Consider the following 25,997-nt stretch of genomic DNA (forward strand, 5'->3'; position numbering starts at 1 on the left):
TCTTAAAAAATTTATCGAAGCTTGTCCAATACCGATAAAGTAACGGGAGTAATCGGATTAGCACGTTAAATCGGTAAGTAGAAAATGCATCAAGTGCACCCCGCTCAACATTTTCCTTTAAAAGAGTTATAATAAAAAGACAAGCAAAAAGAAGGTGGAAAGCAAGGTGTTCAAATGGATATGAAACCTAGTGTCAATGTTCGGTTAATGGAGAACCTTCTTCAATGGGATCCATTAGGATACGGTGTGGATGCATACGATACCGAATGTGTGGATGTAGTCCAGGCTGTTCATGAACTTGATGATATAAATAGTTTGGCAAAGAAAATACAAGCGATATATGAGTTTTCGTTCGAAGAGAATATTCCGCTCTCTCATTGCCGGGAGAAGGCGATGGAGCTTCTGCTTATAAAAAATGAAGATTCGTCCTGTTCCATCTGAAAAAAGAAAAGCCACAATGGCTTTTCTTTTTTTTGAACTAATAGGAAGATTGGATAAAATCCAGTATGTTTTCACGGACATCCTGCGGTTTTTCTTCTGGAAGCAGGTGGCCGGTTTTTTTATAGGTGATGAGGTGTGAGTTTGGTAGATCCTTGTGTAGGCGCCGCCCTATCTCGAGTGGGACGACTTTATCATCCTCGCCCCAGATCAAGAGGCTTGGTGTTTCAATCTTTTTCAGGATATCCGATGCCAGATCACCTTCACGATCACGAATCATTCGCGTCAGGGCGTGGAAAATCTGATCATCATAAAAAGGCTGCGTGTAACCTTCAATCATTTCATCGTCAATTAATGAATGGTCATATACGACATTCAATAGATTCTTTAGCGGTCCCTGTCTTGCCAGCCAGAATTTCAGATAGAGGTAAAAATATGGAATTTTGGAGGAGTAGACAATTCTTGCAGGCAGTCTTTTTAAGTAGCCGGAACTGCAGAGCAGGACCACTTTTTCAACAAGCTCGGGCTTTTGGTTGCTGACATTCAGTGCTATCTGTCCTCCCATGGAATGTCCGATTAATACTGTTCTTTTGATGGCAAGCTTATCAAGCAATGCGATTACCACTTTGGCAAGATTTTCATAGGAATAAACAAACTTCTTGGATTTTTCACTTTTTCCAAACGGTGGAAGGTCAATGGCCATTACAGTGTAATCCTTGGTAAGCAAAGGAATCAATCTTCGGAAGCTGAAGGAGGAGGACAAAAAACCATGAATCATCACCAGTGTGGGTTTTGTCAGTCTGCTTGAATCGGAATCATGATGGAATTCGTAAAATACATTGATGCCGTTAATGTTTGCTGTAAAGTGATTTGTTCTCATCTTCCAACACTCCATCCAGAATTATATAGGTATTTTAACCTTTTAAATTTTTTTCAAACATGTGTAATTCTGTTAAAAGTTTTTGTAAAATAACAGTAACCCAAGCAGAGGAATAATTTGTTATAATGAGACATCGTTTATCGAAAAGGAGTTGGACTTGAGCTATGCAACTTACAGAAAAAGAATTGGACATACTGCAGATCATCGAAGATAACGGACGAATTGACGTGGGTGTCCTGGCAAAAATGGTAGAACTTACAGAAGAGGAAACAAGAAATATATTGAATCAATTGGAAAACAAGCGAATTATCGTAGAATATGGTGCAATCATTGATTGGCGAAAAGTGGACAACTTTGAAGGGGTAACTGCCATGATTGATGTGAAGGTTACACCTAAACGGGATGTAGGGTTTGATGAAATCGCTAAAAACATTTACCGATTTCCCGAGGTTAAATCTGTGTATCTGATGTCGGGTGCATATGATCTTTCGGTTGTGGTCGAGGGAAGATCGTTATCCCAAGTGGCCAACTTCGTCTCTGAAAGGCTAGCGACATTAGATTCTGTCATTTCGACAACTACACACTTCATAATGAAAAAGTATAAACATGATGGGACGATCTTTGATCAAGGAGAAGATGATCGCAGAATTGTGGTGTCACCATGAAAAACCGAGTAGCACATCATGTGAAAAAGCTTCAACCATCAGGAATCCGTCGATTCTTCGACTTGGCAGCCAATATGGAAGGTGTGATTTCCTTGGGAGTGGGGGAACCGGATTTTGTCACTTCCTGGGGAGTGAGGGAAGCGTGTATCACCTCATTGCAAAACGGCTATACTTCCTACACCGCCAATGCAGGCTTACTGGAGCTTCGCAAAGGGATCAGCCTATACCTGGAGCAGCAGTTTGATGTTACATATAGTGCCGGCAGTGACATTATCGTTACGGTTGGGGCAAGTCAGGCATTGGATCTCGCGATACGTGCAATTGTAGATCCGGGGGATGAAGTAATTGTCATTGAACCAAGCTTTGTATCCTATGCTCCATTGATCGAGCTTGTGGGCGGTAGAGCAGTTAAGGTCGGAGCAGATGCTAATAATGGGTTTACGGTGGATATGGAGGATCTCGAGAATGCAATCACTCCATATACAAAGGCAATTCTTCTTTGTTTCCCCAATAATCCGACAGGTACGATGCTGAGCAAGGAGGAGCTGTTTGAAATAAGTTTGCTTGTAGAAAAATATGACCTTCTTGTCCTTTCGGATGAAATATATGCAGAGCTTTGTTTTGACACCAGCTTTACCAGTTTTCCAACCTTGCCTGGCATGAAGGAAAGGACGATTTTGATTTCAGGATTTTCCAAGGGTTTTGCGATGACTGGGTGGCGTTTAGGGTTTGTTGCAGGACCGACCGATATCGTCGAGGCGATGCTGAAAATCCATCAATATGCCATGATGTGTGCCTCCACTATGGCTCAGTATGGCGCCATTGAAGCCTTGAAAAATGGACGGAAAGACATTGATGATATGAAAAAAAGCTACCGCAGAAGAAGAAACTATTTTGTCTCATCCTTAAATGAAATCGGCTTGCCTTGCCATGTTCCCGGCGGTGCCTTTTATGCCTTTCCATCTGTAAAGCAGACTGGCCTAACTTCTCAGGAATTTGCTGAAAGGCTATTGCTGGAGGAAAAAGTCGCAGTCGTTCCAGGCGATGTGTTCGGAAAGAGCGGCGAAGGGTACATCAGATGTTCATATGCATCAAGTATGGAACAGCTCCAGGAAGCCATAAAACGAATGGAGCGCTTTGTCAAAAATTATAGATAAATTTAATAAAAAAGGTTTGTTAAAGCACCACATTAAGGAATCAACAGCCGTGTTTTACAAGTCATAAAAAAGAGGGCCAAATCCATTTAGGATTTGGCCCTTAACAAAAGGGGGAATACTAGAAAGCCTTGATATTTATATAATTCCCACTATAAAAACAAAATAAACATATTTTTATATATTTTATTAATTTATTTTTCATAACCGATGATTACTGAAAAGTGATAATTATATTTCATGTGTTTAAGGATATATAGGATGAAAACCACGAATAATAAACCTACAGATCAATCTTATGAAAAAGTATCTTTTGAAAAAAAGTAGAATGTGTGGTATAATTTTTTATTGCGTTCAATGTGTATAAAAATTATAATATTTAGGAGTGTTTTCATGTCTAATAAATTCGAATTAGGTACGGTTTTAACAGGTAAAGTAACAGGTATCCAACCTTATGGAGCGTTCGTGGCGCTTGACGAAGAAACTCAAGGTCTTGTTCATATTTCCGAAATTACACACGGTTATGTGAAAGATGTAAACGAGCATTTAAAAATGGGCGATGAGGTTCAAGTGAAAGTTCTTTCTGTTGACGAGAAGTCCGGAAAAATCAGCTTGTCCATTAAAGCTACTCAAGAAGCACCTGCAGAAGCTCCTCAAGCTTCAGCACCAAGAAAGCCTAAAAAGCGTCAAGCTACTGTAGTGAAACAACACACAGAAACAGCTCCAGGCGGCTTCAACACACTAAAAGACAAATTAGAAGAGTGGATCGAGCAATCCAACCGCGAAGATCTAATCAAGAAATAATAAACGAACGTTCGAAGGCACCTGCTGTTGTAGGTGTTTTTTTTGCTTTATTCGTAAAAGTGCCTCTATATTTGCCATTATATTATGATACATATAAAACACCCCTATTGGTTTCCGCTCCAGGGGTTCGCTTTCCGCGGGCGGCCTCGGAAGCCTCCTCGACGCTAAAGCGTCTGCGGGGTCTCCCTTGACACGCTGCTCCCGCAGGAGTCTCACCCCTTGCGCTCCAACCAATAGGGGGAGAGTACAATCAATTTTGTTATTTTAAAAAAACTAAGAGGAAAATGCTTTGTACAAAACATTTTAATGTATTCATCGATTCCTCTTTGATTTTCACGGACACTAGCTATTGATTGGAGCAATAGGCGAAGACTCCTGCGGGAAGCGGCGTTCAGTGGAGACCCCACAGGCGAAGCCGAGGAGGCTCCATTAACGCCCCTTGGGTCGCTGCGCCTAGTGCGGAAATCAATAGCGGCATTTAAAAAGGATATAATAAAAAACCGCCTCCTCCATTACGGAGAGGCGGTTTTCTGTTATCTTGTGGTTCTTGGTTCTACTTCTCTTTCGTGCTGCTCGGACGGGACGAAAAGAAGTCCAAGGTTGATCAGTCCGGCGATTCCAACGAGACCGTAGATGATTCTGGAAAGGGCTGCGTCTTGGCCACCAAAGATAGCTGCTACAAGATCGAATTGGAAAAATCCGATCAGCCCCCAATTTATTGCACCGATAATGGTAAGTACTAAAGCAATCCGTTGAATTGTGCTCATAACATTCCCTCCTTGAGAATATAAGTGCTTCCTTTATATATTTTGTCAGAAAGAAAAATTTATTCATAAACAGATGAATTTTGTTGGATGCTAGGAGAGTGTTGAGGCTGATTCTTTGCATAGGAAAATAAAATAAGCCATAATCATGAAAAAAGGAGGGTTAAACAATGGAAAATTTCACTTTTTATAATCCAACAAAATTAATCTTTGGCAGCGGACAGCTTGAGGTACTTCCAAAGGAATTAGAGAAGTACGGCAAAAACGTATTGCTTGTCTATGGTGGAGGGAGCATTAAAAAGAGCGGTCTCTACACGGAGGTTACAGAGGTTCTACATAAATCTGGTGCAATCATAACAGAATTAGCTGGAGTGGAGCCGAATCCACGCCTTACGACCGTTCGAAAAGGAGTGGAGCTTTGCCGTGAGCATAACATTGACTTCATTCTGGCAGTCGGAGGAGGAAGTGTCATTGACTGCACAAAGGCAATTGCAGCAGGAGCGAAATATGAAGGAGATGTGTGGGATATTGTTCTTAGAAAACATATCGCAACAGAAGCACTTCCATTTGGAACCGTTCTGACACTGGCAGCTACTGGTTCGGAAATGAATTCCGGCTCTGTCATCACCAACTGGGAAACGCAAGAAAAGTATGGCTGGGGCAGTCCTGTAACGTTCCCTCAATTTTCGATACTAGATCCTAAAAATACCTTTACCGTACCAAAAGATCATACGGTATATGGAATGGTTGATATGATGTCCCATGTTCTGGAACAGTATTTCCATCAACCGACAAGTGCTCCCCTTCAGGATAGAATGTGTGAAGCGGTATTGATCACTGTTATGGAAACGGCTCCTAAGCTGTTGGATGACCTTGAGAGCTACGAACACCGCGAAACAATCCTCTATAATGGTACCATCGCTTTGAACGGCATGCTGCAGATGGGGTACCGTGGAGACTGGGCTACACATGGTATCGAACATGCTGTATCCGCCATTTATGATATTCCGCATGCCGGAGGATTGGCTATCCTGTTCCCGAACTGGATGGAGCATGTGATGGATGAGAATATCGAACGATTCAAGCAATTGGCAGTCCGCGTCTTTGGTGTACAGGATTCCGGATCGACCGATAAAGAGGTGGCACTCGAAGGAATAAGAAGGTTGCGTGAATTCTGGTCCAGTCTTGGGGCACCGACTCGCTTGGCAGATTATGATATCGATGACACGAATATCGAAAAAATGGCTGAGCACGTGATGTCCCGAGGTCCTGTTGGCAATTTCAAATCCTTATCTTACGATGATGTGGTTTCCATCTTAAAAGCATCCTTATAATTATAATGTTGCTTTTAGAATAGAGCTGGCTAGAGATAAGGTGTCCATATTAAACACCCTGTTGGTCTCCGTTCCAGGCGTTCGCTTATCCTAAGGAGGCTCCAATCCGTCCCCGCGGAAAGCGAGTGTCCGGAGCGGAAATCAACGGGCTACATTTGATGTATACATTTTATCTATATAGCAACAATGAATGCAAAAACAGCTAACGGTCTCTGGCCGTTAGCTGTTTTTCATCTGCTGGACTGAATTGGATTGCCCTTTTTTCTTTAAGTCATCCTGAACAGTTCCTTTCCAAAGTGGAACATCAGTGTAATATGCAGCCCTTATCAGTAGATGCCCCGCTACTGGTGAGGTAACAAATACAAAAACAATACCCAACATTAAACGGGCACTGAAATAATTGTCTTCAAACCAAAAATAAAGCAAGGCAGCTATTAAAACGAGGAGAACCCCCAATGTGGCGCTCTTGGAAGCTGCATGGCTGCGACAATAGACATCAGGCAGGCGCAATAGCCCCAATGTGGTAACAAGGCTAAGGAGAGCACCTAAGAGGACAAGCACACCAATAAATATATTAACTGTTTCTGTCATATTCGATGGCATCCCCTTTCTGAAGAAACTTTGAGAAGGCTACAGTACCAACAAAGGCAATGATCCCGATTAGTAGTATAACCTCCAAGAATGCATCCGTTTTTAATAGAATGGAGATGATGGCGGTTATAGCGATTAAATTTATTCCGATCGAATCAAGTGCCATGACCCTATCAGGAGTGGAAGGCCCCTTTATGACACGATACACAAGCCCTAAGGTGGAGACGGATAAAATCAGTAAGCTTACTGTAAGCAATGCTTCCAAAGGAGAATCATACATTTTATCTCGTCACCTCCATTATTGCCTTTTCAAACGAGTTTTTTATATCTGAGATAGCCTGGTCTGCATCCGGCATATTGATAGCATGAATATAAAGGATTTTATTATCATCCGAAATATCCATTACAAGCGTACCAGGTGTCAGGGTGATGAGAAGAGAGAGCAAGGTGATTTCCCAGTCACTCTTCAGGTCGGTAGGCAATGCGAAAATACCAGGCTTGATGTCAAGCTTAGGGCGAAGAATATCACGGATTACTTGAACATTGGCCAATAGAAGCTCTCTCAGGAAAAGGAAAAACAGTTTTCCCGCCGCGATGATACGTGAAAAATAAAAACGGCCCGGAATAAAACGTCTCATCGCCAGAATAAGAAGAAGCCCCCAAAAATAGCCTACAAAAAAGGATGGAAAGCTCCAGTCATTTTTAAGAAACATCCACGTTCCTGCAACCAAAATATTAATAAGAATTTGAAAAGCCATTAGAAACTACTCCTTTAATACTGCTTGGATATAGATGGATGGATCCATCAGTGTTTCTGCTGCCTGCCATACATACGGATAAACAATCTCTGCACCTAATCCAAGGAAAGCAGAAAGTGCCAGTAAGATGACAGATGGATAAATGAGTCCTTTTGTAGAGCCTTGTTCTTCTTTTGCAGATAGTACCTCTGCCTTAAAGAAGCAATTCATGAAGATTTTCATGACTGAGTAGAGGACGAGTAAACTCGACAACAGCATAACACCAACAAACACATAGTGATTGGCCTCTAAACCACCTTGTACCAAAAGAACTTTTCCTACGAAACCACTTAATGGAGGTATCCCTGCAAGTGCCATTGCAGCTGTGAAAAACATCCATCCAAGTAGTGGGTGACGCTTAATAAGTCCTCCCATTTTTTTGATATTATCCGTTCCTGTAACAGCAAACATTGCTCCACCGAGAAGGAAAAGTGCTCCTTTGATGACCATATCGTGTACTAGATAATAGATGGAACCTGCATAACCAGTTTCGTTTGCTAGTGCCACACCATAAATGATGACACCAACTGCAGTGACAATATTATAGATGAGAATTTTTTTGACATCCCAGTAAGCAATAGCTCCGATTGCACCAATCAGGATGGTGATCCCTGCCAATATGGCAATAATCGTATGGGTAATTTCCGGTTCGTGATAGAAAATAAGGGTGAATGTACGGAAGATTGCGTAGACACCAACCTTAGTCAATAATGCTCCAAATAACGCTGTAATAGCATAAGGTGGGGCATGATAGGAACCAGGAAGCCAGAAGTACAATGGGAAAATCCCACCTTTTAGTCCGAACACTATTAAAAACAGAATTGCAACCACTGTTAATATTCCGCTTTGACCGAATTCTGCCACTTTGTTGGAGATATCCGCCATATTTAGCGTCCCCATCAGTCCATAAATGTAGGCAAGCGCCAGTACAAACAGGGCGGATGAAATCACATTGACAAGTACATATTTCAAGGATTCGCGCAATTGGCTGCGGGTGCCTCCAATGACAATCAGCGCATAGGAAGCCATCAGCATTACCTCGAAGAAGACGAATAGATTAAATATATCCCCTGTCAGGAATGCCCCCATGACACCTGTTAATAGAAATTGAGTGAAAGCATAATAGTAATAGCTCTCCCGTTCTTTTCCAATGGAGCGGAATGCAAACAGGATACACATAAAGGTTACAATGATCCCTGTCAAAACCAGCAGGGAGGCAAACATGTCGGCAACAAGTACAATGCCGAAGGGCGGTCGCCAGTTTCCTATTTCCAATGTTTGAATTCCGTTTGTATATACCGTTTGGACCAGAACGATAGAGGCAATGGTTGCGAAAGATAACGAAATGACACTAATCAATTTTTGCAGCTTGATTCTCTTTGGTAAAAGTAAAAGAAGGGTAGCTGTAATTAAAGGGATTAGTATCGGTAAGATCACTAGGTTATTCATGATTTTCATTTCCCCTTAATTTATCCATATCATCTGTCTTCAGTTCTTGATATGCACGGTATGCCAGGACCAGGAAAAAAGATGTGACTCCAAAACTGATAACGATTGCCGTCAGAATGAGAGCCTGTGGCAACGGATCGGTATAGGAAGAGGCTTCCTGGCCAAGAAGAGGGGCAGCACCCTGCTTCAATCCCCCCATCGTAAGAATCATAAGATGGGCACCATGCGATAAAAGTCCTGTTCCGATTACAATTCGTAAAATACTTCTTGAAAGCATCAAATATACAGCAGTTGCAATCAGAATACCTGCAACTATGGTCATTACTATTTCCATTATTCGCTCTCTCCTATCGTTTGAATAATGGTCATCGCGATACCGACAACAACTAGATATACTCCTAAATCAAATGCAAGCGTAGAAGCGAGGGCGGTTTTACCAAGAATGGGAAGTTCGATGTATTCAAATGTATGTGTCAAAAATGGGACGTCAAAAATGAATGCACCCACTCCTGTTAAAATAGAAATCATCAAACCGCTGGCTGCCACTGTCAGAAAGTTAATAGGCAAAGCCTCTTTCATTGTTTTTATATCAAAGGCCAGTAGTAAAAGGACGAGTGCTGCGGAAGTCATCAATCCTCCGATAAAGCCGCCTCCTGGTGTATAGTGGCCCGCAAAGAAAAGGTAGATGGAGAAAATGAAAATGATAAACGCCAAAAAAGTCGTAACGGTTTGTAAAATCAAATCATTCACCTTCATCATTGACTCCCCCCTTTCGTAAGTCGCAGCTTGATCATTGCATAGATACCGAAAGCTGCAATGGTGAGAACGGCAATTTCAAATAGAGTATCAAACCCTCGGAAATCTACCAAAATGACATTAACCATGTTCTTCCCGCCTGCTTCCTCATAGGACGCCGTAACGAAATAATCTGAAATGGACTCGGCTACACGGGAGCTGTTGACAGAAAGCCCGATCAGAATAACGACGATACCGACACTGATGGAGATAATGAAATTTGTCAGGCGGAATCTTAGTCTGTTCACCTTCTTGGAGATTTCAGGAAGATGATAGAAACATAACAGGAATAATGCTACCGATACGGTTTCAACAATTAATTGTGTTAATGCCAAATCAGGTGCCCTGAATAGTACAAAGAACAAGCTCATGGAATAACCAACTACTCCCAGTGCAATGATTGCCGAAAGACGTGATTTTGTAAAGAGAATGGTCACTGCCGCAATCACCATGACAAGAGCCAGGATCAGTTCATAGACACCAACCTCGGAAGCATTGTCTAAGCTGAAGTTGAATGCCCCGGCTTGCCCCATAACATATAAAAGCAATAAGGCCATAAATCCAAATATCATAACCAGATAATTTCGGATAAACCCTGTCATATAGAATTTAGTAAAAGCGAAAGAGCCGCGTTCAAGTCCTACAAGACCGCCATCATAAAGCTTGTTCAACGTAAGACGTTTCGGGAACCACTCGTAGATCTTTCCCCATTTTGCAAGGGTAAAGTAAAGCAAAGAACCGAACGCAATTACACCAATCGTCATGAATAGCTCGATTGTCCATCCATGCCAGAAATAGATGTGCACATCCTCCACTGTAAAGTTGCTAGGGAAAATGGAGTGAAGGGCGGCTTCGATTAAGCCTTTCAGAATTTCCGGGAAGAATCCGAAAATTACAACCAAGGAAGCAAGAATAATGGGAGGAATCAACATCCCAAGTGGCGCTTCATGTGGTTTTTTATCCAATTTTTCAGGCTGGTACTTTCCTGTGAAGGTTTTGAACACAAGCACCATGCTGTAGATGAATGTAAAGATACTTGCTATCCAGGCCAATACCGGGAATATCATCCCGAACGTTTCCATGTTCCACGCATCGATTTGTGTAGCGTTGACCATACCCGTAAAGAACATCTCTTTACTTAGAAATCCATTAAAAGGCGGCAGTCCTGCCATTGAAAATCCACCGATGATTGCAAGGGTAAAGGTAATCGGCATCAGATTCATTAATCCGCCAAGTTTACGGATATCCCTTGTCCCGGTTTCGTGGTCGACTATCCCGACAACCATAAAGAGACTTCCTTTGAATGTTGCATGATTAATCAGGTGGAATACTGCTGCAAGTGTCGCAACGGTATAGATATTTTCTTCAAGATAGTCATAGTAAACGGCAGCACTGCCAATTCCGAGCAGGGACATGATCAATCCGAGCTGACTGATGGTAGAGAAAGCCAGGATAGCCTTCAAATCTGTCTGCTTCACTGCTGAGAAGGATCCCCAGAATAACGTAATGATTCCGAAAATCGAAATCAACCAGAACCACTCAGGTGCTCCGGCAAATACAGGGCTCATGCGGGCAACAAGATAAATACCGGCCTTGACCATCGTTGCGGAGTGCAGGTATGCGCTGACAGGAGTGGGAGCTTCCATCGCATCAGGTAACCAAATATGAAATGGGAATTGGGCTGATTTTGTAAAAGCGCCTAATAGAAAAAGAATGAGCGCAGGTACAAATAATTCGTGAGCAGTTACGATATCAACATTTGCGATTGTCTCGCGAACACTGAATGTTCCTGTCATCGTGTAGAGTAGAATAATCCCGGCAAGCATGGAAAGGCCGCCGAAAACGGTAATTAGCATAGACTTAAGGGCGCCATAGCGGGACTTTTCCCGATGATACCAATAGCTAATTAATAAGAAGGAAGAGATACTGGTCAACTCCCAGAACGAGTAGAGAACAAGCATATTATCTGATAATACAACACCAAGCATGGCTCCCATGAACATCAATAGGTAAACATAAAAGGTATTAAGCGCTTCTTTTTCCTTGGATAGATAATAAATGGAATACAGGACCACCAAAGAACCGATTCCAGTTATCAACAGGGCGAACAATAGCCCCAACCCATCCAGGTACACAGCAAAATTTATCCCCAAAGAGGGAATCCAGTCCATTGTGCTCAAATATGTATTCCCGTCCATCGTTTTCCCTGAATTTCCTATAAAGTAGATGAACAATAGAATGGGAAGTAACAGGACGAACCAACCGGTATGTATACGCTTAAAATACTTATGCAGCAAAGGCACAAAAATCGCCAGCAAGAAAGGCGATAAGATCACTAAGTGAATCAGTGACAAGACACAAACCTCCTCTAATTCAAGTAACCTCCCTAACATAAGAAAACAATGCGAAGCGCCTTAATCAGTAAGCACCTGCAATGTATTGTTGAGAGTAATTATTTATAAAGAAACATTACCAAATCAAATTATATACTAAATCCAACCTAATAGCATCCATGTCGATTCTTAGTATAGGCCATTTTTCCTTTCTATATTAAATAAATAGAAACTCGTCCAAAACATCCCAAAAAAATTTTTTCTGCATGCATAATATACGTCGTATTTTGCCATCCTATAAACAGGGTGGTGGTAGTTATGATGAAAACTAAAGCAGCTGTTGCTCTTTCAATATTTTCCACATTATTTGCTGGCGCATGGTGGGTAAATACCGAGCAGAAAAAGGAATATGACAATAGTATGAACACCACTGATTCTCAAATTGTGCTGATTGGAAACAATCAATCGGAAGATCAAGGCAGCTTAAATGTAATCAGACCGTTTAAGCCACGTGAATATATTCGTGTTGTAGTGGCGAAAAATAAAGGGAATAAAGACGAAGTGGAACCAACCTGACGCTTCTGTCAGTCTTCCGTTTTTAATAAGAGACGGTTATACGGAGTGTATAGCCGTTTTCTTATGTCCCGAATCATCCTTGAAAACTGTATTCGCTTTCAAAAAGTTGTATTCTTGAATTATTGTGTTTTATTAGGTAAAGTGAAAATTGGCATGGCAAATATGTTTTTTGGAGGGTATAAATAATGACACATATTCGCTTCGATTATAGTAAAGCTTTATCATTTTTCGGCGAACATGAAATTACATACTTAAGAGATGCAGTGAAAGTGGCGCATCATTCTCTACATGAGAAAACAGGGGCAGGAAATGAGTATCTAGGATGGATCGATCTGCCGACTGACTATGACAAAGAAGAGTTTGCACGAATCGTCAAAAGTGCAGAAAAAATCAAATCTGACTCCGATATTCTATTGGTTGTAGGGATTGGTGGATCTTATCTAGGAGCACGTGCTGCCCTTGAAATGCTGAATCACTCGTTCTACAATGCACTTTCAAAAGACCAGCGTAAAACCCCGCAAGTGATTTTCGTTGGGAACAACATCAGTTCCACTTACATGAAAGATTTGATGGACCTATTGAATGGAAAAGACTTCTCCATTAATGTCATTTCCAAATCAGGTACAACTACTGAGCCTGCATTGGCTTTCCGCATTTTCCGTAAGATTCTTGAAGAGAAATACGGAAAAGAGGAAGCTCGCAAACGTATTTATGCAACAACGGACAAAGCGCGTGGTGCATTAAAAACACTTTCAACGGAAGAAGGATACGAATCATTCATTATTCCTGACGATGTTGGGGGACGCTATTCTGTTCTGACAGCAGTAGGATTGCTGCCTATCGCCGTTTCTGGTGCAGATATCGAGGCGATGATGAAGGGCGCAGCACAGGCAAGCTCTGATTTCTCCGAATCTGAGTTGGAAGACAACGCTGCCTATCAGTATGCCGCAGTTCGTAATGTCCTTTACAACAAAGGCAAAACAATTGAAATGCTCATCAACTACGAGCCAGGCCTGCAATATTTCTCAGAATGGTGGAAGCAGCTGTTTGGTGAAAGTGAAGGAAAAGATCAAAAGGGTATTTTCCCTGCATCCGCAAACTTTTCTACAGACCTGCATTCTATGGGACAATATGTACAGGAAGGCCGTCGTGACTTGTTTGAGACAATCATCAAAGTGGATACACCTAGACATGAGCTTACAGTGGAAGCGGAAGCAAACGACCTTGATGGTTTGAACTACCTCGCTGGTGAGACTGTCGATTTCGTCAACACGAAAGCTTACGAAGGCACATTGCTTGCACATACAGATGGTGGGGTGCCAAACCTTGTTGTAAACATTCCTGCGATGGATGCCTATACATTTGGCTACCTAGTGTATTTCTTCGAAAAAGCTTGTGCAATGAGCGGATACCTCCTTGGCGTCAACCCGTTTGATCAGCCTGGAGTGGAAGCTTATAAAGTGAACATGTTTGCCCTATTAGGCAAACCTGGCTTCGAAGAGGTTAAAGCGGAGCTTGAGAAGCGTTTGAAATAGGAAAATGGAAAAAAGCTGCCGAGGTGATCGGCAGCTTTTTTTAATGCTTTTGCATGACAAACAGCCTACAAGGGAAGCCTACCACTATAAAAGGAGGGATTTCCATGATTCCAATTCCTTCAAAGCTGGAAGGTACGGAGTTTCATCTTTATAAGCTGGAACAGGAACTAAAAAATCTGGGCTACTCAATTGGTGGCGGATGGGAGTATGACCATGGCTATTTTGATTATGAAATAGACAGTGATGTAGGCTACCAATTTTTACGTGTTCCCTTTCAGGCGGTAGATGGGCAGCTTGATTCCCAAGGAACCTCTGTGAGATTAGGAAGACCTTTTTTACTATCACATAAATACCAAAGAGGATTAGATGATAATGTGCATGTAGACAATGCAACCGCATCGTTTGATCAGTTTTCCGAACCGGTAGACCCGGACGCTTCATTCCCTAAAGAGTACATCGATCTTGGCAAAACCCTGGTGAAAGAATTGGAAGCCGTCCTGCTCCGGGACTAATCCTTGATTACCAGAAGACTATCATCAGCCTGAATAAGAGTGAAGAGAGGAGGATTGACCATTGTATCCTCTCTTCTTTTTATGCCTATCAATAGTATTTTATTTTGTAACAGCTGGTTGCTTAATTTCTCAAAAGTCATTCCGATATAGGATTCTTCTGTATCGAGATACTTCAGCTTGCTGCCCTTTAGTTGATCGAGCATATTAAGGACAGTATTGGACATGCCATATGAAACCATACTGTTGATCAGACAATAGCTTGATAGCATATTGGTCTGGATAATTTCATCTGCACCTGCCCGCCTGGCATTCGTGACCTGGGCCGAAGTCAGTATCTCCACAATGGTATGAACGTCAGGATTCAATCCTTTCACGGTCAATAATGTTAAGACGGCATTCATATCTGCCTGCACTTCATCTTTGCTCTGATCGGATGTTATGACAACGAGTGAAGCATTTTTAACGTTTGCTTTTAAAAGCACCTGGTCATAAATGGGATTCCCTTTAATATAGTGGACATTTTGGTCATGAAGTGGGTTTTGCTCCAGGGTCTGATCGATTAAGACAACCCCCACAGGTTTCTTTACAAGCTCTCTTATCTGCATCAAAGACTCTTTGACCCTTTCATTCCAACCGACAATTATGATATGTCCTTCACCTTTATACTCCACTTTGCCCTCCAAATAAGCATTTTGTGTAGCCACAGCACTGGCTGCAAGCGCAACAAAATATGTAGTCACAAAACCTGTCCCGAAAAATATCAATAGTATGGCCAATGATCTCCCTGTAACTGTAACAGGTACATAATCTCCATATCCAAGTGTCGCCGTTGTAACAATAGCCCACCAAACTCCATCAAATATTGCTGGGAACTCAGCCGGTTCGATAAAATGTATCAACACTCCAAATGAAATATTTATGATGAAAATAATACAAAGAATCCTGATGATTACTGGCCAATGAATAAAGGTGAATAAGAATGAAGTATTATTCTTAAGATTCTTCATGATTCCTTTTCCTCAACAGAAACAAAGGATAGTACTTCTTTGAGGATCAGATTGATCTTTTTTGTCAGGGCGTTTTCTCCATATTTCTCTTTCCCTGCCTCGATAAGTGCAATGACCTCATCATCCAACTCAATAATCGGTTTATCTTCCTCAGCTTCATTATAGAACTCAATAAAACGGTCCAGGCTTTCATTCATCTTGTCTATTGCATCACTTAAGGCTTCTTTTTCATCAGGTTTCAGCTTCATTATGTTCACCTCTTTTTATATTCTTGACAAAAGAGGCAATGCCTTAAACTTTGGAGGCATAAATAAGAGGGAAAAAGCAAAAATATAAAGATGAAGAACATAAGAAAAAATGCAGGAGTGATAAAAATGGAAGCAAAACGTGTGAAACAGATCCTTTCATCATCAGCCGACATAAATGTAACGTTTCAAGGAACAGAGGTATGGATCGATTCCTTGAGCGAGGACGGCAGAACTGCCACCGTTCATCTTCGCGGACCGGGAGAAGAAAGAACAACAGTGGATATACATGATTTGCAGGAAGTGGAACGATAAAGGATAAATTCACTAACTTCCTTACATGAAGAAAGCGGAGGGCTCAAATTTGAGCCCTCCGCTTTCTTTATCTAATTTGAGTTTCCGGTCAATCGATCAACCGCGTTTGCAATTGCGCCATCTCCGGTAACGTTGCATGCCGTGCCAAAGCTATCCTGCGCCAGATACAGGGCAATCATCAGTGAAACAAGTGTCTGGTCAAAACCAAGCATCGTCTGCAGGAGTCCCAAGGCGGCCATTACAGCACCACCAGGAACGCCAGGAGCTGCAATCATCGTCACACCCAGCATGAGGATGAACTGCAGGATGGTTGCGAAAGAGTAATCCATCCCATTGATAAACATAACAGCCAGTGCACAAGAAACGATGGTGATGGTGCTTCCAGATAGATGAATAGTGGCCAGTAATGGGACAGTGAAATCCGCTGTCTTCTCTTTTACATCCATTTTCTTTGCACGCTCCAGCGTAACAGGAATGGTAGATGCGGAAGATTGAGTGCCAAGTGCAGTGAAGTAAGCAGGCATCATCGTTTTAAGCATCTTTAACGGATTTTTCTTAGAGATTGTCCCACTTAACGTGTATTGTAAAAGCAGCATGACGATGTGAAGCAGAATAATCAAAATGAAAACCTTGGCGAATACAGAAATGATTGTTTGGACCTGACCGCCATAGGTCATATTCGCAAAAATCCCCAATATATGAAACGGTAAGAGTGGAATAATGATTTTCGAAATCACAAGCTCGATAATCTGTCTGAATTCCACCATCACTGTTTTTAGTGCATTACCTTTTATGGCAGCCATTCCAAGACCAAGCGTGAAGGCGATTACCAATGAGGTCATCACTTCCAATGGTGCCGGGATTTCAAGCTTAAAGAAAGGTGCAAGCAAAGATTCCTCGGGATTCTCAAAAGCCTTGGATAAATTTGCATTTTTCAAAAGCACAGGAAAAAGGAAACTTGCTGCAAAGAATGCCAATAGGCCTGCCGCAACAGTGGATAGGTAGGCCAATCCTGTAGTGATCCCTAACAGTTTTCCGGCCCCCTTGCCCAGTTCCCCGATACCAGGTGCGATGAATGCAATGATAATGAGCGGGATGGCAAAACCAAGGAAGTTTCCGAAAATCTCGTTAAAGGTTACAAAGATTTTAATAAACCACTCTGGTGCAAAGTTCCCAACGATAATTCCTAAGAGAATAGCTAAAATGATTCTGGGTAAAAGTCCGAATTTTTTCATGGTGTCCTCCCTAAAAATACAGTTGTCTCTTTTCGGAAAAGCTATTGTACTATGTTACAACATATAATCATAAAAAGGAAAGAATAAAATTCCCTGTATTTCAAATATTTTTTTCCAGATGAAAAAATTTTTTTGAATAGGTTTATATTTTGGATTATCTTGGGTACACTACTACAGAAATTCACCATCGTTGCAGCTTTTTGCTGCATAATCTTCATTGTCGTTTTCCAGCAACACCGTCACATAAAGATGGAAGTTACTAGCAAAACCAAATAAAACTTGATTTTTAAAAGATTAACCTCTATGATTAAGTTAATTGTTTTTGTTCGGTAAGGCTGATAGAAGGAATTTACTTCAACGTTTTTCGTCTTGAAAGATTATGCAGAGCAAGAATGGTAATACAATTGTGGATTCATCCACTGTAGGAGGAAACATTATGTTACAAGGTAAAGTAAAATGGTTCAACGCTGAAAAAGGTTTCGGTTTCATCGAAGTAGAAGGACAAGACGATGTATTCGTACACTTCTCTGCTATCCAAGGCGAAGGTTTCAAATCTTTAGAAGAAGGTCAAACTGTATCTTTCGAAATCGAACAAGGCGCTCGTGGACCACAAGCAACTAACGTTCAAAAGTAATAGTTTTTGACGAGGAAAAGCTCCCTTTTTAGGGGGCTTTTTTTTTGTGGTTTTTTAGGGGTGATGGGTTTTTAGTTTTTGTACGGGAGGGATGCACAAGACCAGGGCCAGACCCTTGCGGTGTTGATTGATTGTGGGTGAGGGATGTAGCGGTGTTGGGTTTTGTTTGGGTTGATGTGGTAGGAGGGTCAGGCACCGTACTTTTGTTCATTGCGGTTTTGAAGCAGTTGACGTTTGGGAGTGAAGGGGGCGTTTAGTTTTTGTGCGGGAGGGATGCACAAGACCAGGGCCAGACCCTTGCGGTGTTGATTGTTTGTAGGTGAAGGATGTAGCGGACATGGGTTTTGTTTTGTGTGGAGGCGGTAGGAGGGTCAGGCCCCATCCTATTGGCCCCATCATCTCTATCAAAAATATGCTAGGGCATTATGCTCATTTTAAACACCTCTCTATCAATTCCTTTCTATAATATATGGAAGTCTCTTTTAGGTTTAATAGAGTAAGGATGGGGACGTAATCTAACTTGGGAGGTTGTTTGATGAATATTGAAGAGTTGTTTGATTTAAATGGGAAAACAGCAATTGTTACGGGGGGAGGAAAAGGGCTTGGTGCACAGATAGCCCGTGGATTGGCAGAGGCAGGTGCAAATGTTGTAGTGTGCTCTCGAGACTTGGCGGCCTGCAAGGAGGTAAGTGAGGAGCTTGAGGAGAAAGGAATTCGCTCCTTGGCACTTTCGTGTGATGTGACAAAGTCGGAGGATATTATGTTAGTGGTGAATACTGTACTTCAGCAGTTTGGCTCCATTGATATTTTAGTCAATAATAGTGGCACCTCCTGGATGGCGCCGACTCTGGATTTACCAGAGGATAAATGGGATAAGGTCATGAATGTCAATCTGAAGGGAGTATTCTTGTTCAGCCAAGCCGTTGCAAGAGTGATGGTGAAGCAAGGAAGCGGAAAAATCATCAATATTGCCTCCATTACCGGATTAGGAGGTACACCACCATCGCTTATGGATGCAATTGCATATAACACGAGTAAAGGTGGTGTCATCACTTTTACAAAGGACCTTGCTGTGAAATTGGCTCAGCACAATATTCAGGTAAATGCTATTGCCCCAGGAATGTTTCCGACAAAGATTACGAAAAAAGTACTGGAAAAGTCCGCACCTGACTTGATGCAGCAGATACCTGCCAAACGCTTTGGAAATGAAGACGATCTGAAGGGAGCGGCAGTCTTTTTTGCTTCAAAAGCTTCAGATTACTGTTTAGGACATGTGTTGGTAATGGATGGCGGAATGACAGCTTTAATTTAAAGAAGGATGTGAATGTACGTGGTAAATCGTAATAGCGTTGCAATGGAAACCCTTATAAATAAGGGGATTTCATTAGAAAAGCAGCTGAACGAACTGATTCAGACTCAGTTGAATCGGGAGGATATCGCGAAATATGGGGAATTGGGCAGCGAATTGCTTGCAAGAAGAATGAGGAGTGTAAAGGAAAATGTTGAACTTCTTTCCTTTCAATTTAATTTTCCTACAAAAAATGATATGGCAAATTTAGCGAAATTGATGATTCAGCTTGAGGAAAAGATGAGTGACATCGAAGGGCAGCTGGCTGAGCTTTCCGCCTCGATGGAGCGAGTGCACCGAAAAGTGCAAAGGCTTTCCAATCAAAATGAGAGGAAAGAAAATGCTTCTTCGCGCCTTCAAACAATGGAAGGAAGCGTTGTGCTTTCCAAGGCACCAGGAAAGGATTCAAAAGTTCTACAAAGGAGAGGAGGTTTACTCTTTGACATCTGAAAATCTATCCAATTGGAAAAAGGAAATGCAGCAATACAATAAACTTCCATACAGTGATGGCGTTACCCCAAGACAAGCTTTATGGAGAAAAAATAAAGCAACCCTATGGTATTATCCTGCACCCGCGAAAAAATTCAAGGTCCCGCTGTTTCTTATCTATTCATTGGTCAATCGTCCATTTATTTTAGACTTGGGGCATGGAAAAAGTTCCATAGAAGCTTTTGTACAAAATGGATATGATGTATACCTATTAGATTTTGGAATCCCAGGATTAGAGGATCGAAACCTCTCTCTTGATGACTATGTAAAAGGGTATATTCAAAGTTGTGTTCAACGAGCAATAAAACATGCTAAATCGGATCATATCACCGTAATCGGATATTGCCTCGGTGGAACACTTGCGGCGATATACTGCGCCTTGGCAAAAGAACCGATAAAAAATCTGGTTCTCATCGTAACCCCAATTGATTTTGAAAGGATCCCATTCTTTGACTCATGGATACAAGCTTTGAGAGAAGAGCGGGTTTCCTTTGACGAGTATATCGAAGAAATGGGAATTATCCCTGGTCCCAAAGTGGAAGCAGGCATGCGCTTACTGACATCTCCCATCTACTATAGCCCCTACCTCTCTCTGCTTCGTAAAGCACTAGACCCGGAATATGTTGACAAATGGATGCGCTTCAATACCTGGACAAAAGGTCATATTCCCTTAACTGCAAGTACTGTCAAACAGATAAATACCGATCTATTAAAAGAAAATAAGCTTAGCAGAGGCATCTTGAAAATAGATGGAGAAAACGTGGATCTCGCCCAAATTCGTGCCAATTTGCTAGTTGTTGTAACAGAGGGTGACCGTTTAGTTCCTAAAGAGCAAAGTCTACCGATTTTGAACGCGGTCTCAAGTGCAGATAAAAGCTGTGAAATCTTGCAGGGTGGACATACTGGTACTACTGTGAAAGACGGAAAACTGCCTGATTTTTTAGCTAGATGGCTTCCAGAACGATCATCTCCATTAGGGAGGGAAGTGTAATGTTTCTATTGCTTGAATATAATAAATTAATAGATCCGTATCTTGAATATATGGGAATAGGTGCAACGGTATTCAAACAGTTCTTCTTGGAAATTAAATAGTGAAAAGGGAAGCCCATAGACTAGTAATCTCGGCTTCCTTCTTTATGCACATATTATCGGTAAATAATGTAATATTTTTTAGTAGATAAATTATATTACGCAAAAGTTAGTTGTCTGGGGTTGAGACCACCAAAAGTGGTGAAAAGCTGATGAAATAAAGGTTTTGCGGTATGAAAAGGGCAGAAAATGTAGGCGAAAAGCAATGTCGAGAGTGGTTATATAATAGCTTTTAAAGGTAAAATATCAAAGTGCACGTAAATTTTGGAGGTATATCCAACAGTAACAAGGTGTAAAAAATCTTTTTTAAAAGATATAATATTAATAGTACAAGTTTTAATGTGCTATATATTTCATCTTTTTATTTGATGTTTGATATGCACCAAAATACTAGATACATCTACTAGTTTTCTTAATCATTTGTCAGGAATGGGGCATTTGAGAAAGGAATGAAAATGAATAATTATATTAAAGTCGTTCAAGCCGAAAAAACCAATAGTAAATTTAAGAAAACAAATTCTTTTAGCTGCCATTCAAATGGATATATCCAATTTGAGGGAAATAAAAGAATTAGTTTTATTAATGAAGAAGCGATGGAACTATTGAAGCTTGATGCGTGTCCATTGCAGGGTCAGCATATATTTTCCATATTTCATTTTGAATTGACTTCTATTATTGAAACCCACATAGATAGCGTAATCAAGGAAAGCAGATTTGAGCAATTTGATTTTATGTTCTCTGAATTACCCGTACAGTGGCTAAGATTTATGATATTCCCCTCTCTGGCAGGAGAATACACGCTGATGATTCTTGATATTACAGAAGAATACATAAAAAAAGAAAGAATTTCGGAAACCCAAGAGATCAATTCCATCATAAATGAGACTGCGATGAAGCTGAACAAGACAGAGCAGCCGAAGGAATTACTGGATTCCCTGTTTCATCGTCTATCGAGCTCATTGGATCTGGATTTCTATTTCAACTATCTTTGGAATAAGAAGGATGAGAAACTGCATCTCATGAATTATTATGGAATTTCCGAAACTGCTGCAGACCGGATGAGAGTACTCGCTAAAGGCGAGGCGGTTTGTGGATTTGTGGCAAGTAAGCTTACGCCGGAAGTAGTGGAGCATGTAGATAAATTGGATGATAGAAGAGTGGATCTGCTGAAGTCATTTGGAATAAAGGCATATGCATGCGAACCGTTGATTTCTTATGGGAAACTAGTAGGTACGTTATCATTCGGTTCAAAAAAACGGGCAAGTTTCACCCAGGAAGAACTGGATCTAATACATACAATCAGTCAGCAGGTAACCCTGGTACTCAATAAAATCAGAATTGTGGAGGAAATGACACATAACACTAACTCACTGCAGAAAGCCAATATTCATCTCATGCAGAATGAACAGAAGCTGCGCGATATTTTCGAAGGGGCGCAGGTAGGAATTATTATTCTGGATAATGAAGGGAATATTGAAGACACCAATCCTGCAGCTTGCTCAATTCTTGGAATAACAGAAGAAGAGTGCAGGTCCCTCAAAGTGGAAAAATTTGTGAGTGATTCAAACCAGACTCCTTTAGAAGAACACTGGAGTAATCTATTGTCATTAGGAAAAACTCATTCTGATGAGTATATGATTAATCGACCGGACAACACGGAGAGAATCATCAGTTTTACCGCTTCCAAAGATATTTATCAAGGTCATCATTTGATTATCTTTCATGATATTACTCTGCAAAAAAGTATCGAGCAATCGCTTATAAATGAAAAAAATGTAGCGGAAAAATCAAATAGAACGAAAACGAACTTTATGGCGATGATCAGTCATGAGTTGCGTACACCTTTGAATTCCATCATAGGCTTTGCACAAATACTGTATGATGATAAAAAAGATCCTCTCACCGCCAAGCAGGAATATCGGTTAGGGAAAATTCTGTATTCGAGTAAACATCTGCTTCAATTGATTAATAACATTCTCGAATTGGTAAGGATTGATTCCAAGCCTGATATGGCAGATGACAATAACAAGACTGTCAATGTCAAAGATGCGATTCATGATTGCATGCAACTAGTGAAAAATAATGCATTGGACAAAAAAATCATGATCCTTGTGGAAGAAAACCTGGAGGATGTGACGATATTGGTTGATCCGATACGGTTTCAACAGGTCGTTGTTAATCTGCTGGCAAATGCTATTAAATATAATAAAGTGGAAGGTTCTGTTTCCCTTTATTGGAGAGTGACTGGCCATTATCTGGCTCTTTTTGTGAAAGATACCGGAATAGGAATTCCAAAGGAGCTGCAAGAAAAGATTTTTGAACCTTTTTACCGGATATTCCATGCAGACTTTAATATTGAGGGAACTGGTATCGGTTTGACCCTGGTGAAACAGAATGTATTGGAGATGAAAGGTACAGTTGGGGTTTGCAGCAGAGAACATGAAGGAAGTACATTTTGGGTGAAGATCCCTATTTAATTTTACGGAAAGAAAGGGGTTTTCTTCGATTGAAGCCAATAAATCTCATTATTGTTGATGACAATCAGGATTCTCTTGAAATACTTAAATATTTTATTAGTCAGTTAAAGGACTTTAAAATAATCGATATTTGTAAAAATGGAGAACAACTGATCGATAGTGTTATGAAAAACAATCCGGAGCTAGTTATTGCGGATATTAACATGCCAAATAAAAATGGGCTAGAAGCAATAAAGGAATGCCTTGAATTTGCGCCAGATCTAAAGTTCATATTTGCTACAGGATACAACGAATTTGCTGTCGAAGCTTTTGCAATCTCAGCAGTGGATTATATCGTAAAACCGGTAGAAAAAACCAGAGTGTACAAAGCTTTGGAGAGAGCAAAAGCAATCATTTTGAACGATCGGGAAGCTGCGGATCCTCCGGGTAACAAAAGACTTGCGGTACGTTCAAATAGTTCTTTTTATTATATTGCGTTCAATGATATTATTTTTATTGAAAAATCAGGGAAAAAGTGCATTATCTATACCGTCAATCAAACAGTCGAAACCTATGAAAATATCAGCGATATCTATAAGCAGCTAGACAGTAATTTCTACCGAACCCATCGCTCATATATCGTGAATTTGCGTATGCTATCACATATTACACCTAAAAACGAAACCTATTTTGCATATTTTATCAACCATGAAAAATATGCACATATTTCTAAGCTCAAAATCAGTGAAGTTCAGGAAATGCTGGCTCAGATTACGAACAATTAAGTTGAATATCTCGTAATCTGAGCTTTCTTGCGGTAAACCCGGGACTTGTACCTATAATGTAGGTCCAAAAGGGTTGAAATGCTTAGGAACAGGGCTGAAAGGCTAAGTTTTTACACTCAAAAGCTGGTAATTTATTGGACAAATGCGAAACGTTTCCGATAAGATTTACGTATAGAAGTTAGGTGGATAAGGATGAATCTATTTTCCAATTAATTCCATTCCGCATTATTAGGATTTTTAAAAAGATGAAAAGCTATCTTATTTAAAATATTCGGTTACTATAAACTACTATCTATCGAATGGTTGGCAGTCTCTATATAACATAATAAGATACCTTAGATCAGCTATTTAGAAAATCCTAACGCTTGGGAGGGAATCTAATGGATTTACTAAGTAATGAATCACTGATGGAAGTATATGAAGCAGCAAAAACAAACAATCTTAATGAAGATTTCTTAAAGTTGATTATAGAAGAAATAAAGAGAAGAAATATTGAACTACCTATAACCTATACATAAAAACCGTTATACATGAAATAGAAGCATCATTTTTTCATACCCAAATTTATTTTCATTTTTAATGATTCAATCATCAAGAAGGAGGATTTTCATGTATATCGTTCACTCGACATTTAAAGTACCACCAGAAAAAGCAGATGAAGTGATTGCCATTTACCATAACCGGTCAGGACTGGTGGAGAAAGCGGAAGGATTCCACCGTTTTCTTTTGTTGCAAAATGAAAAGAAAACCGGAGAATTGACGGTATTTATGGAATGGGATTCCAAAGAAGCGTTTCTTACTTGGGTGCAGGGCGAGGATTATAAACGTATTCATGAGTTGGAAAAGAAGTATCCGGACCAGGAGTTGGCAGCAATTATACCGACTATCACCAGATATAAGGTTGTGGCAACATGACCAAACTGATATTATCTCCTACCGTACAAAAAATAAAAGCCGATATTGGAGAGATAGATGTAACGCCCATAGTTGAGAAAGTAGTCGCAACGATGTACAAGGACTTCCCCTCTCTGAAAGAAAAGTTTGGTGAAAAGGGGAAAGAAAGAACAATTGAAGACAACTTCTATCATTTCCTATATTTGAATACCGCTTATAAACTGAATGATACCAACACCTTTACTGAATACGCTACATGGCTGAACAGTGTTTTGGTCAGCAGAGGGTTAAAGACGGAATTGATCATCTATAACTTCAAGAAAATCCAGGAATGCATGCCCGGAATATTGGAGTCAGAGGTGGAAAAGAAATTCATGGACTATTTGGAAGCAGGTATACAGACACTAAAGGAAGTTGCGAATAAAGAATAGTAAGAAACAGTGCGGTGTTAAAAATGGCACTGTTTTTTTGCTTTAGGGTTATTTAGCCTAACTAAATAATGTACTTACCAAAAGTGGTGTTTTGAGCATTGAAATATTTGGTGCACAAGGGGGAGCTAGCATGAAAAAGTATAAAATCATGTTTTATGGCGTACTCATCAGTTTCTTTCTGTCTGTTCTCTATTCTATTTATATCCACCTATCAGACCCGACCTGGGGAGATCTGGCTGCAGTAGCATCCTTCATTGTCATCTTTCCATCTGCACTTGTTCTGACACTATTGATCCAGTTGGGCTACCTGATCTATTGCAGGAAATCGAAAAGTAGATAAAAGGTGCTCTTTCACAGATTTCCACTTCACAGGATTGTCAACTTTCTATCCGCTATGCGGCCCGGAAATCCATTATAATACAGAAAACAACTAGCAAATATT

Annotated in this window: 31 protein-coding genes; 19 read left to right on the forward strand and 12 right to left on the reverse strand. The window is 40.7% G+C overall.

Annotation, left to right across the window (positions count from 1 at the left end):
- Window positions 1-180 precede the first annotated feature (180 nt).
- Complete coding sequence (locus ACFVAD_RS14445) at window positions 181-441, forward strand: DUF1871 family protein (protein ID WP_386641301.1); 261 nt, start codon at window positions 181-183, stop codon at window positions 439-441.
- A 37-nt stretch (window positions 442-478) separates the two neighbouring features.
- On the opposite strand, the gene ACFVAD_RS14450 is transcribed toward ACFVAD_RS14445, so the two are convergent.
- Window positions 479-1,318: an alpha/beta fold hydrolase gene (locus ACFVAD_RS14450; RefSeq protein WP_386641304.1), complete on the reverse strand. Its 840-nt coding sequence runs from the start codon at window positions 1,316-1,318 to the stop codon at window positions 479-481.
- A gap of 164 nt (window positions 1,319-1,482) precedes the next feature.
- Between ACFVAD_RS14450 and ACFVAD_RS14455 the strand changes: the two genes are divergently transcribed.
- The 3 genes from ACFVAD_RS14455 (at window position 1,483) to yugI (ending at window position 3,941) form a co-directional block, all read left to right on the forward strand.
- Window positions 1,483-1,983 (forward strand): Lrp/AsnC family transcriptional regulator, encoded by a 501-nt coding sequence (locus ACFVAD_RS14455; protein WP_386641307.1) that lies wholly within the window; start codon window positions 1,483-1,485, stop codon window positions 1,981-1,983.
- On the forward strand, window positions 1,980-3,140 hold the full coding sequence (locus ACFVAD_RS14460; RefSeq protein ID WP_386641310.1) for an aminotransferase: 1,161 nt from the start codon (window positions 1,980-1,982) through the stop codon (window positions 3,138-3,140). Before ACFVAD_RS14455 ends, ACFVAD_RS14460 begins: the two co-directional genes overlap by 4 nt.
- Window positions 3,141-3,530: 390 nt before the next feature.
- Window positions 3,531-3,941 (forward strand): S1 domain-containing post-transcriptional regulator GSP13, encoded by a 411-nt coding sequence (gene yugI, locus ACFVAD_RS14465; RefSeq protein WP_204420091.1) that lies wholly within the window; start codon window positions 3,531-3,533, stop codon window positions 3,939-3,941.
- Window positions 3,942-4,474: 533 nt separating this feature from the next.
- Here the strand turns inward: yugI and ACFVAD_RS14470 are convergent.
- Complete coding sequence (locus tag ACFVAD_RS14470) at window positions 4,475-4,708, reverse strand: DUF378 domain-containing protein (protein WP_224841174.1); 234 nt, start codon at window positions 4,706-4,708, stop codon at window positions 4,475-4,477.
- A 167-nt stretch (window positions 4,709-4,875) separates the two neighbouring features.
- Here ACFVAD_RS14470 and ACFVAD_RS14475 point away from each other — a divergent pair, with 167 nt between their 5' ends.
- Entirely contained in the window at window positions 4,876-6,039 is a 1,164-nt protein-coding gene (locus ACFVAD_RS14475) for an iron-containing alcohol dehydrogenase (protein WP_386641314.1), read from the forward strand.
- A 219-nt stretch (window positions 6,040-6,258) separates the two neighbouring features.
- On the opposite strand, the gene mnhG is transcribed toward ACFVAD_RS14475, so the two are convergent.
- Genes mnhG through ACFVAD_RS14510 form a run of 7 tightly spaced genes read right to left on the reverse strand, consistent with a single transcriptional unit; the run spans window position 6,259 to window position 12,025 of the window.
- Window positions 6,259-6,630, reverse strand: coding sequence for a monovalent cation/H(+) antiporter subunit G (gene mnhG / locus ACFVAD_RS14480; protein ID WP_386641317.1), 372 nt, complete (start codon window positions 6,628-6,630; stop codon window positions 6,259-6,261).
- The gene (locus ACFVAD_RS14485; RefSeq protein WP_386641319.1) at window positions 6,614-6,910 is read right to left on the reverse strand and encodes a Na(+)/H(+) antiporter subunit F1; all 297 of its coding nucleotides are present in this window, start codon (window positions 6,908-6,910) and stop codon (window positions 6,614-6,616) included. Before ACFVAD_RS14485 ends, mnhG begins: the two co-directional genes overlap by 17 nt.
- Before the next feature lies 1 nt (window position 6,911).
- Window positions 6,912-7,388 (reverse strand): Na+/H+ antiporter subunit E, encoded by a 477-nt coding sequence (locus tag ACFVAD_RS14490; protein ID WP_386641322.1) that lies wholly within the window; start codon window positions 7,386-7,388, stop codon window positions 6,912-6,914.
- 6 nt (window positions 7,389-7,394) lie between these two features.
- On the reverse strand, window positions 7,395-8,876 hold the full coding sequence (locus ACFVAD_RS14495; RefSeq protein WP_386641324.1) for a Na+/H+ antiporter subunit D: 1,482 nt from the start codon (window positions 8,874-8,876) through the stop codon (window positions 7,395-7,397).
- Window positions 8,869-9,210: a Na(+)/H(+) antiporter subunit C gene (locus tag ACFVAD_RS14500; protein ID WP_386641327.1), complete on the reverse strand. Its 342-nt coding sequence runs from the start codon at window positions 9,208-9,210 to the stop codon at window positions 8,869-8,871. The genes ACFVAD_RS14495 and ACFVAD_RS14500 overlap by 8 nt, the downstream gene beginning before the upstream one ends.
- Entirely contained in the window at window positions 9,210-9,632 is a 423-nt protein-coding gene (locus ACFVAD_RS14505) for a Na(+)/H(+) antiporter subunit B (RefSeq protein ID WP_386641451.1), read from the reverse strand. Before ACFVAD_RS14505 ends, ACFVAD_RS14500 begins: the two co-directional genes overlap by 1 nt.
- Window positions 9,632-12,025, reverse strand: a complete 2,394-nt coding sequence (locus ACFVAD_RS14510; protein WP_386641330.1) for a Na+/H+ antiporter subunit A — start codon at window positions 12,023-12,025, stop codon at window positions 9,632-9,634. The genes ACFVAD_RS14505 and ACFVAD_RS14510 overlap by 1 nt, the downstream gene beginning before the upstream one ends.
- A gap of 297 nt (window positions 12,026-12,322) precedes the next feature.
- Here ACFVAD_RS14510 and ACFVAD_RS14515 point away from each other — a divergent pair, with 297 nt between their 5' ends.
- The 3 genes from ACFVAD_RS14515 (at window position 12,323) to ACFVAD_RS14525 (ending at window position 14,627) form a co-directional block, all read left to right on the forward strand.
- Complete coding sequence (locus tag ACFVAD_RS14515; RefSeq protein WP_386641332.1) at window positions 12,323-12,580, forward strand: hypothetical protein; 258 nt, start codon at window positions 12,323-12,325, stop codon at window positions 12,578-12,580.
- 185 nt (window positions 12,581-12,765) lie between these two features.
- Complete coding sequence (locus ACFVAD_RS14520; protein WP_386641335.1) at window positions 12,766-14,115, forward strand: glucose-6-phosphate isomerase; 1,350 nt, start codon at window positions 12,766-12,768, stop codon at window positions 14,113-14,115.
- Between the two features lie 104 nt (window positions 14,116-14,219).
- A complete protein-coding gene (locus tag ACFVAD_RS14525) occupies window positions 14,220-14,627 on the forward strand; it encodes a YugN-like family protein (RefSeq protein WP_386641338.1) in 408 nt (135 codons plus the stop codon).
- Here the strand turns inward: ACFVAD_RS14525 and ACFVAD_RS14530 are convergent.
- Together ACFVAD_RS14530 and ACFVAD_RS14535 are read right to left on the reverse strand one after the other, a co-directional pair.
- Entirely contained in the window at window positions 14,624-15,634 is a 1,011-nt protein-coding gene (locus ACFVAD_RS14530) for a potassium channel family protein (protein WP_386641341.1), read from the reverse strand. The genes ACFVAD_RS14525 and ACFVAD_RS14530 overlap by 4 nt on opposite strands.
- Window positions 15,631-15,882, reverse strand: a complete 252-nt coding sequence (locus ACFVAD_RS14535) for an atypical membrane-integrating protein (Mistic protein) (RefSeq protein ID WP_386641344.1) — start codon at window positions 15,880-15,882, stop codon at window positions 15,631-15,633. Before ACFVAD_RS14535 ends, ACFVAD_RS14530 begins: the two co-directional genes overlap by 4 nt.
- A 126-nt stretch (window positions 15,883-16,008) precedes the next feature.
- Here ACFVAD_RS14535 and ACFVAD_RS14540 point away from each other — a divergent pair, with 126 nt between their 5' ends.
- A complete protein-coding gene (locus ACFVAD_RS14540; protein WP_386641347.1) occupies window positions 16,009-16,194 on the forward strand; it encodes an H-type small acid-soluble spore protein in 186 nt (61 codons plus the stop codon).
- A 71-nt stretch (window positions 16,195-16,265) separates the two neighbouring features.
- Here the strand turns inward: ACFVAD_RS14540 and ACFVAD_RS14545 are convergent, their stop codons facing one another.
- Complete coding sequence (locus ACFVAD_RS14545; protein WP_386641350.1) at window positions 16,266-17,429, reverse strand: dicarboxylate/amino acid:cation symporter; 1,164 nt, start codon at window positions 17,427-17,429, stop codon at window positions 16,266-16,268.
- A 436-nt stretch (window positions 17,430-17,865) separates the two neighbouring features.
- On the opposite strand from ACFVAD_RS14545, the gene ACFVAD_RS14550 reads away from it, so the two are divergent.
- The 10 genes from ACFVAD_RS14550 (at window position 17,866) to ACFVAD_RS14595 (ending at window position 25,895) form a co-directional block, all read left to right on the forward strand.
- Window positions 17,866-18,063 carry a cold-shock protein gene (locus ACFVAD_RS14550; RefSeq protein WP_204420134.1) on the forward strand — a complete coding sequence of 66 codons (198 nt, stop codon included), beginning with the start codon at window positions 17,866-17,868 and terminating at the stop codon, window positions 18,061-18,063.
- A 535-nt stretch (window positions 18,064-18,598) separates the two neighbouring features.
- Window positions 18,599-19,375, forward strand: coding sequence for an SDR family oxidoreductase (locus ACFVAD_RS14555; RefSeq protein WP_386641354.1), 777 nt, complete (start codon window positions 18,599-18,601; stop codon window positions 19,373-19,375).
- Window positions 19,376-19,387: 12 nt separating this feature from the next.
- A complete protein-coding gene (locus tag ACFVAD_RS14560) occupies window positions 19,388-19,861 on the forward strand; it encodes a hypothetical protein (RefSeq protein ID WP_386641357.1) in 474 nt (157 codons plus the stop codon).
- Entirely contained in the window at window positions 19,851-20,891 is a 1,041-nt protein-coding gene (locus ACFVAD_RS14565; RefSeq protein WP_386641360.1) for an alpha/beta fold hydrolase, read from the forward strand. The genes ACFVAD_RS14560 and ACFVAD_RS14565 overlap by 11 nt, the downstream gene beginning before the upstream one ends.
- 553 nt (window positions 20,892-21,444) lie before the next feature.
- Window positions 21,445-23,466, forward strand: a complete 2,022-nt coding sequence (locus ACFVAD_RS14570; protein WP_386641363.1) for a GAF domain-containing sensor histidine kinase — start codon at window positions 21,445-21,447, stop codon at window positions 23,464-23,466.
- Window positions 23,467-23,495: 29 nt separating this feature from the next.
- Window positions 23,496-24,230, forward strand: coding sequence for a LytR/AlgR family response regulator transcription factor (locus ACFVAD_RS14575; protein ID WP_386641366.1), 735 nt, complete (start codon window positions 23,496-23,498; stop codon window positions 24,228-24,230).
- 380 nt (window positions 24,231-24,610) lie between these two features.
- Window positions 24,611-24,748, forward strand: coding sequence for a sporulation histidine kinase inhibitor Sda (sda, locus tag ACFVAD_RS14580; RefSeq protein WP_386641368.1), 138 nt, complete (start codon window positions 24,611-24,613; stop codon window positions 24,746-24,748).
- A 91-nt stretch (window positions 24,749-24,839) separates the two neighbouring features.
- The gene (locus tag ACFVAD_RS14585) at window positions 24,840-25,145 is read left to right on the forward strand and encodes an antibiotic biosynthesis monooxygenase family protein (protein WP_386641370.1); all 306 of its coding nucleotides are present in this window, start codon (window positions 24,840-24,842) and stop codon (window positions 25,143-25,145) included.
- Window positions 25,142-25,555, forward strand: coding sequence for a hypothetical protein (locus tag ACFVAD_RS14590; RefSeq protein WP_386641372.1), 414 nt, complete (start codon window positions 25,142-25,144; stop codon window positions 25,553-25,555). Before ACFVAD_RS14585 ends, ACFVAD_RS14590 begins: the two co-directional genes overlap by 4 nt.
- Window positions 25,556-25,685: 130 nt before the next feature.
- Window positions 25,686-25,895, forward strand: a complete 210-nt coding sequence (locus ACFVAD_RS14595) for a hypothetical protein (RefSeq protein WP_386641374.1) — start codon at window positions 25,686-25,688, stop codon at window positions 25,893-25,895.
- The last annotated feature ends 102 nt before the right edge of the window (window positions 25,896-25,997 follow it).

The sequence above is a fragment of the Sutcliffiella sp. NPDC057660 genome (assembly GCF_042800035.1).
GTDB lineage: Bacteria > Bacillota > Bacilli > Bacillales > Bacillaceae_I > Sutcliffiella_A.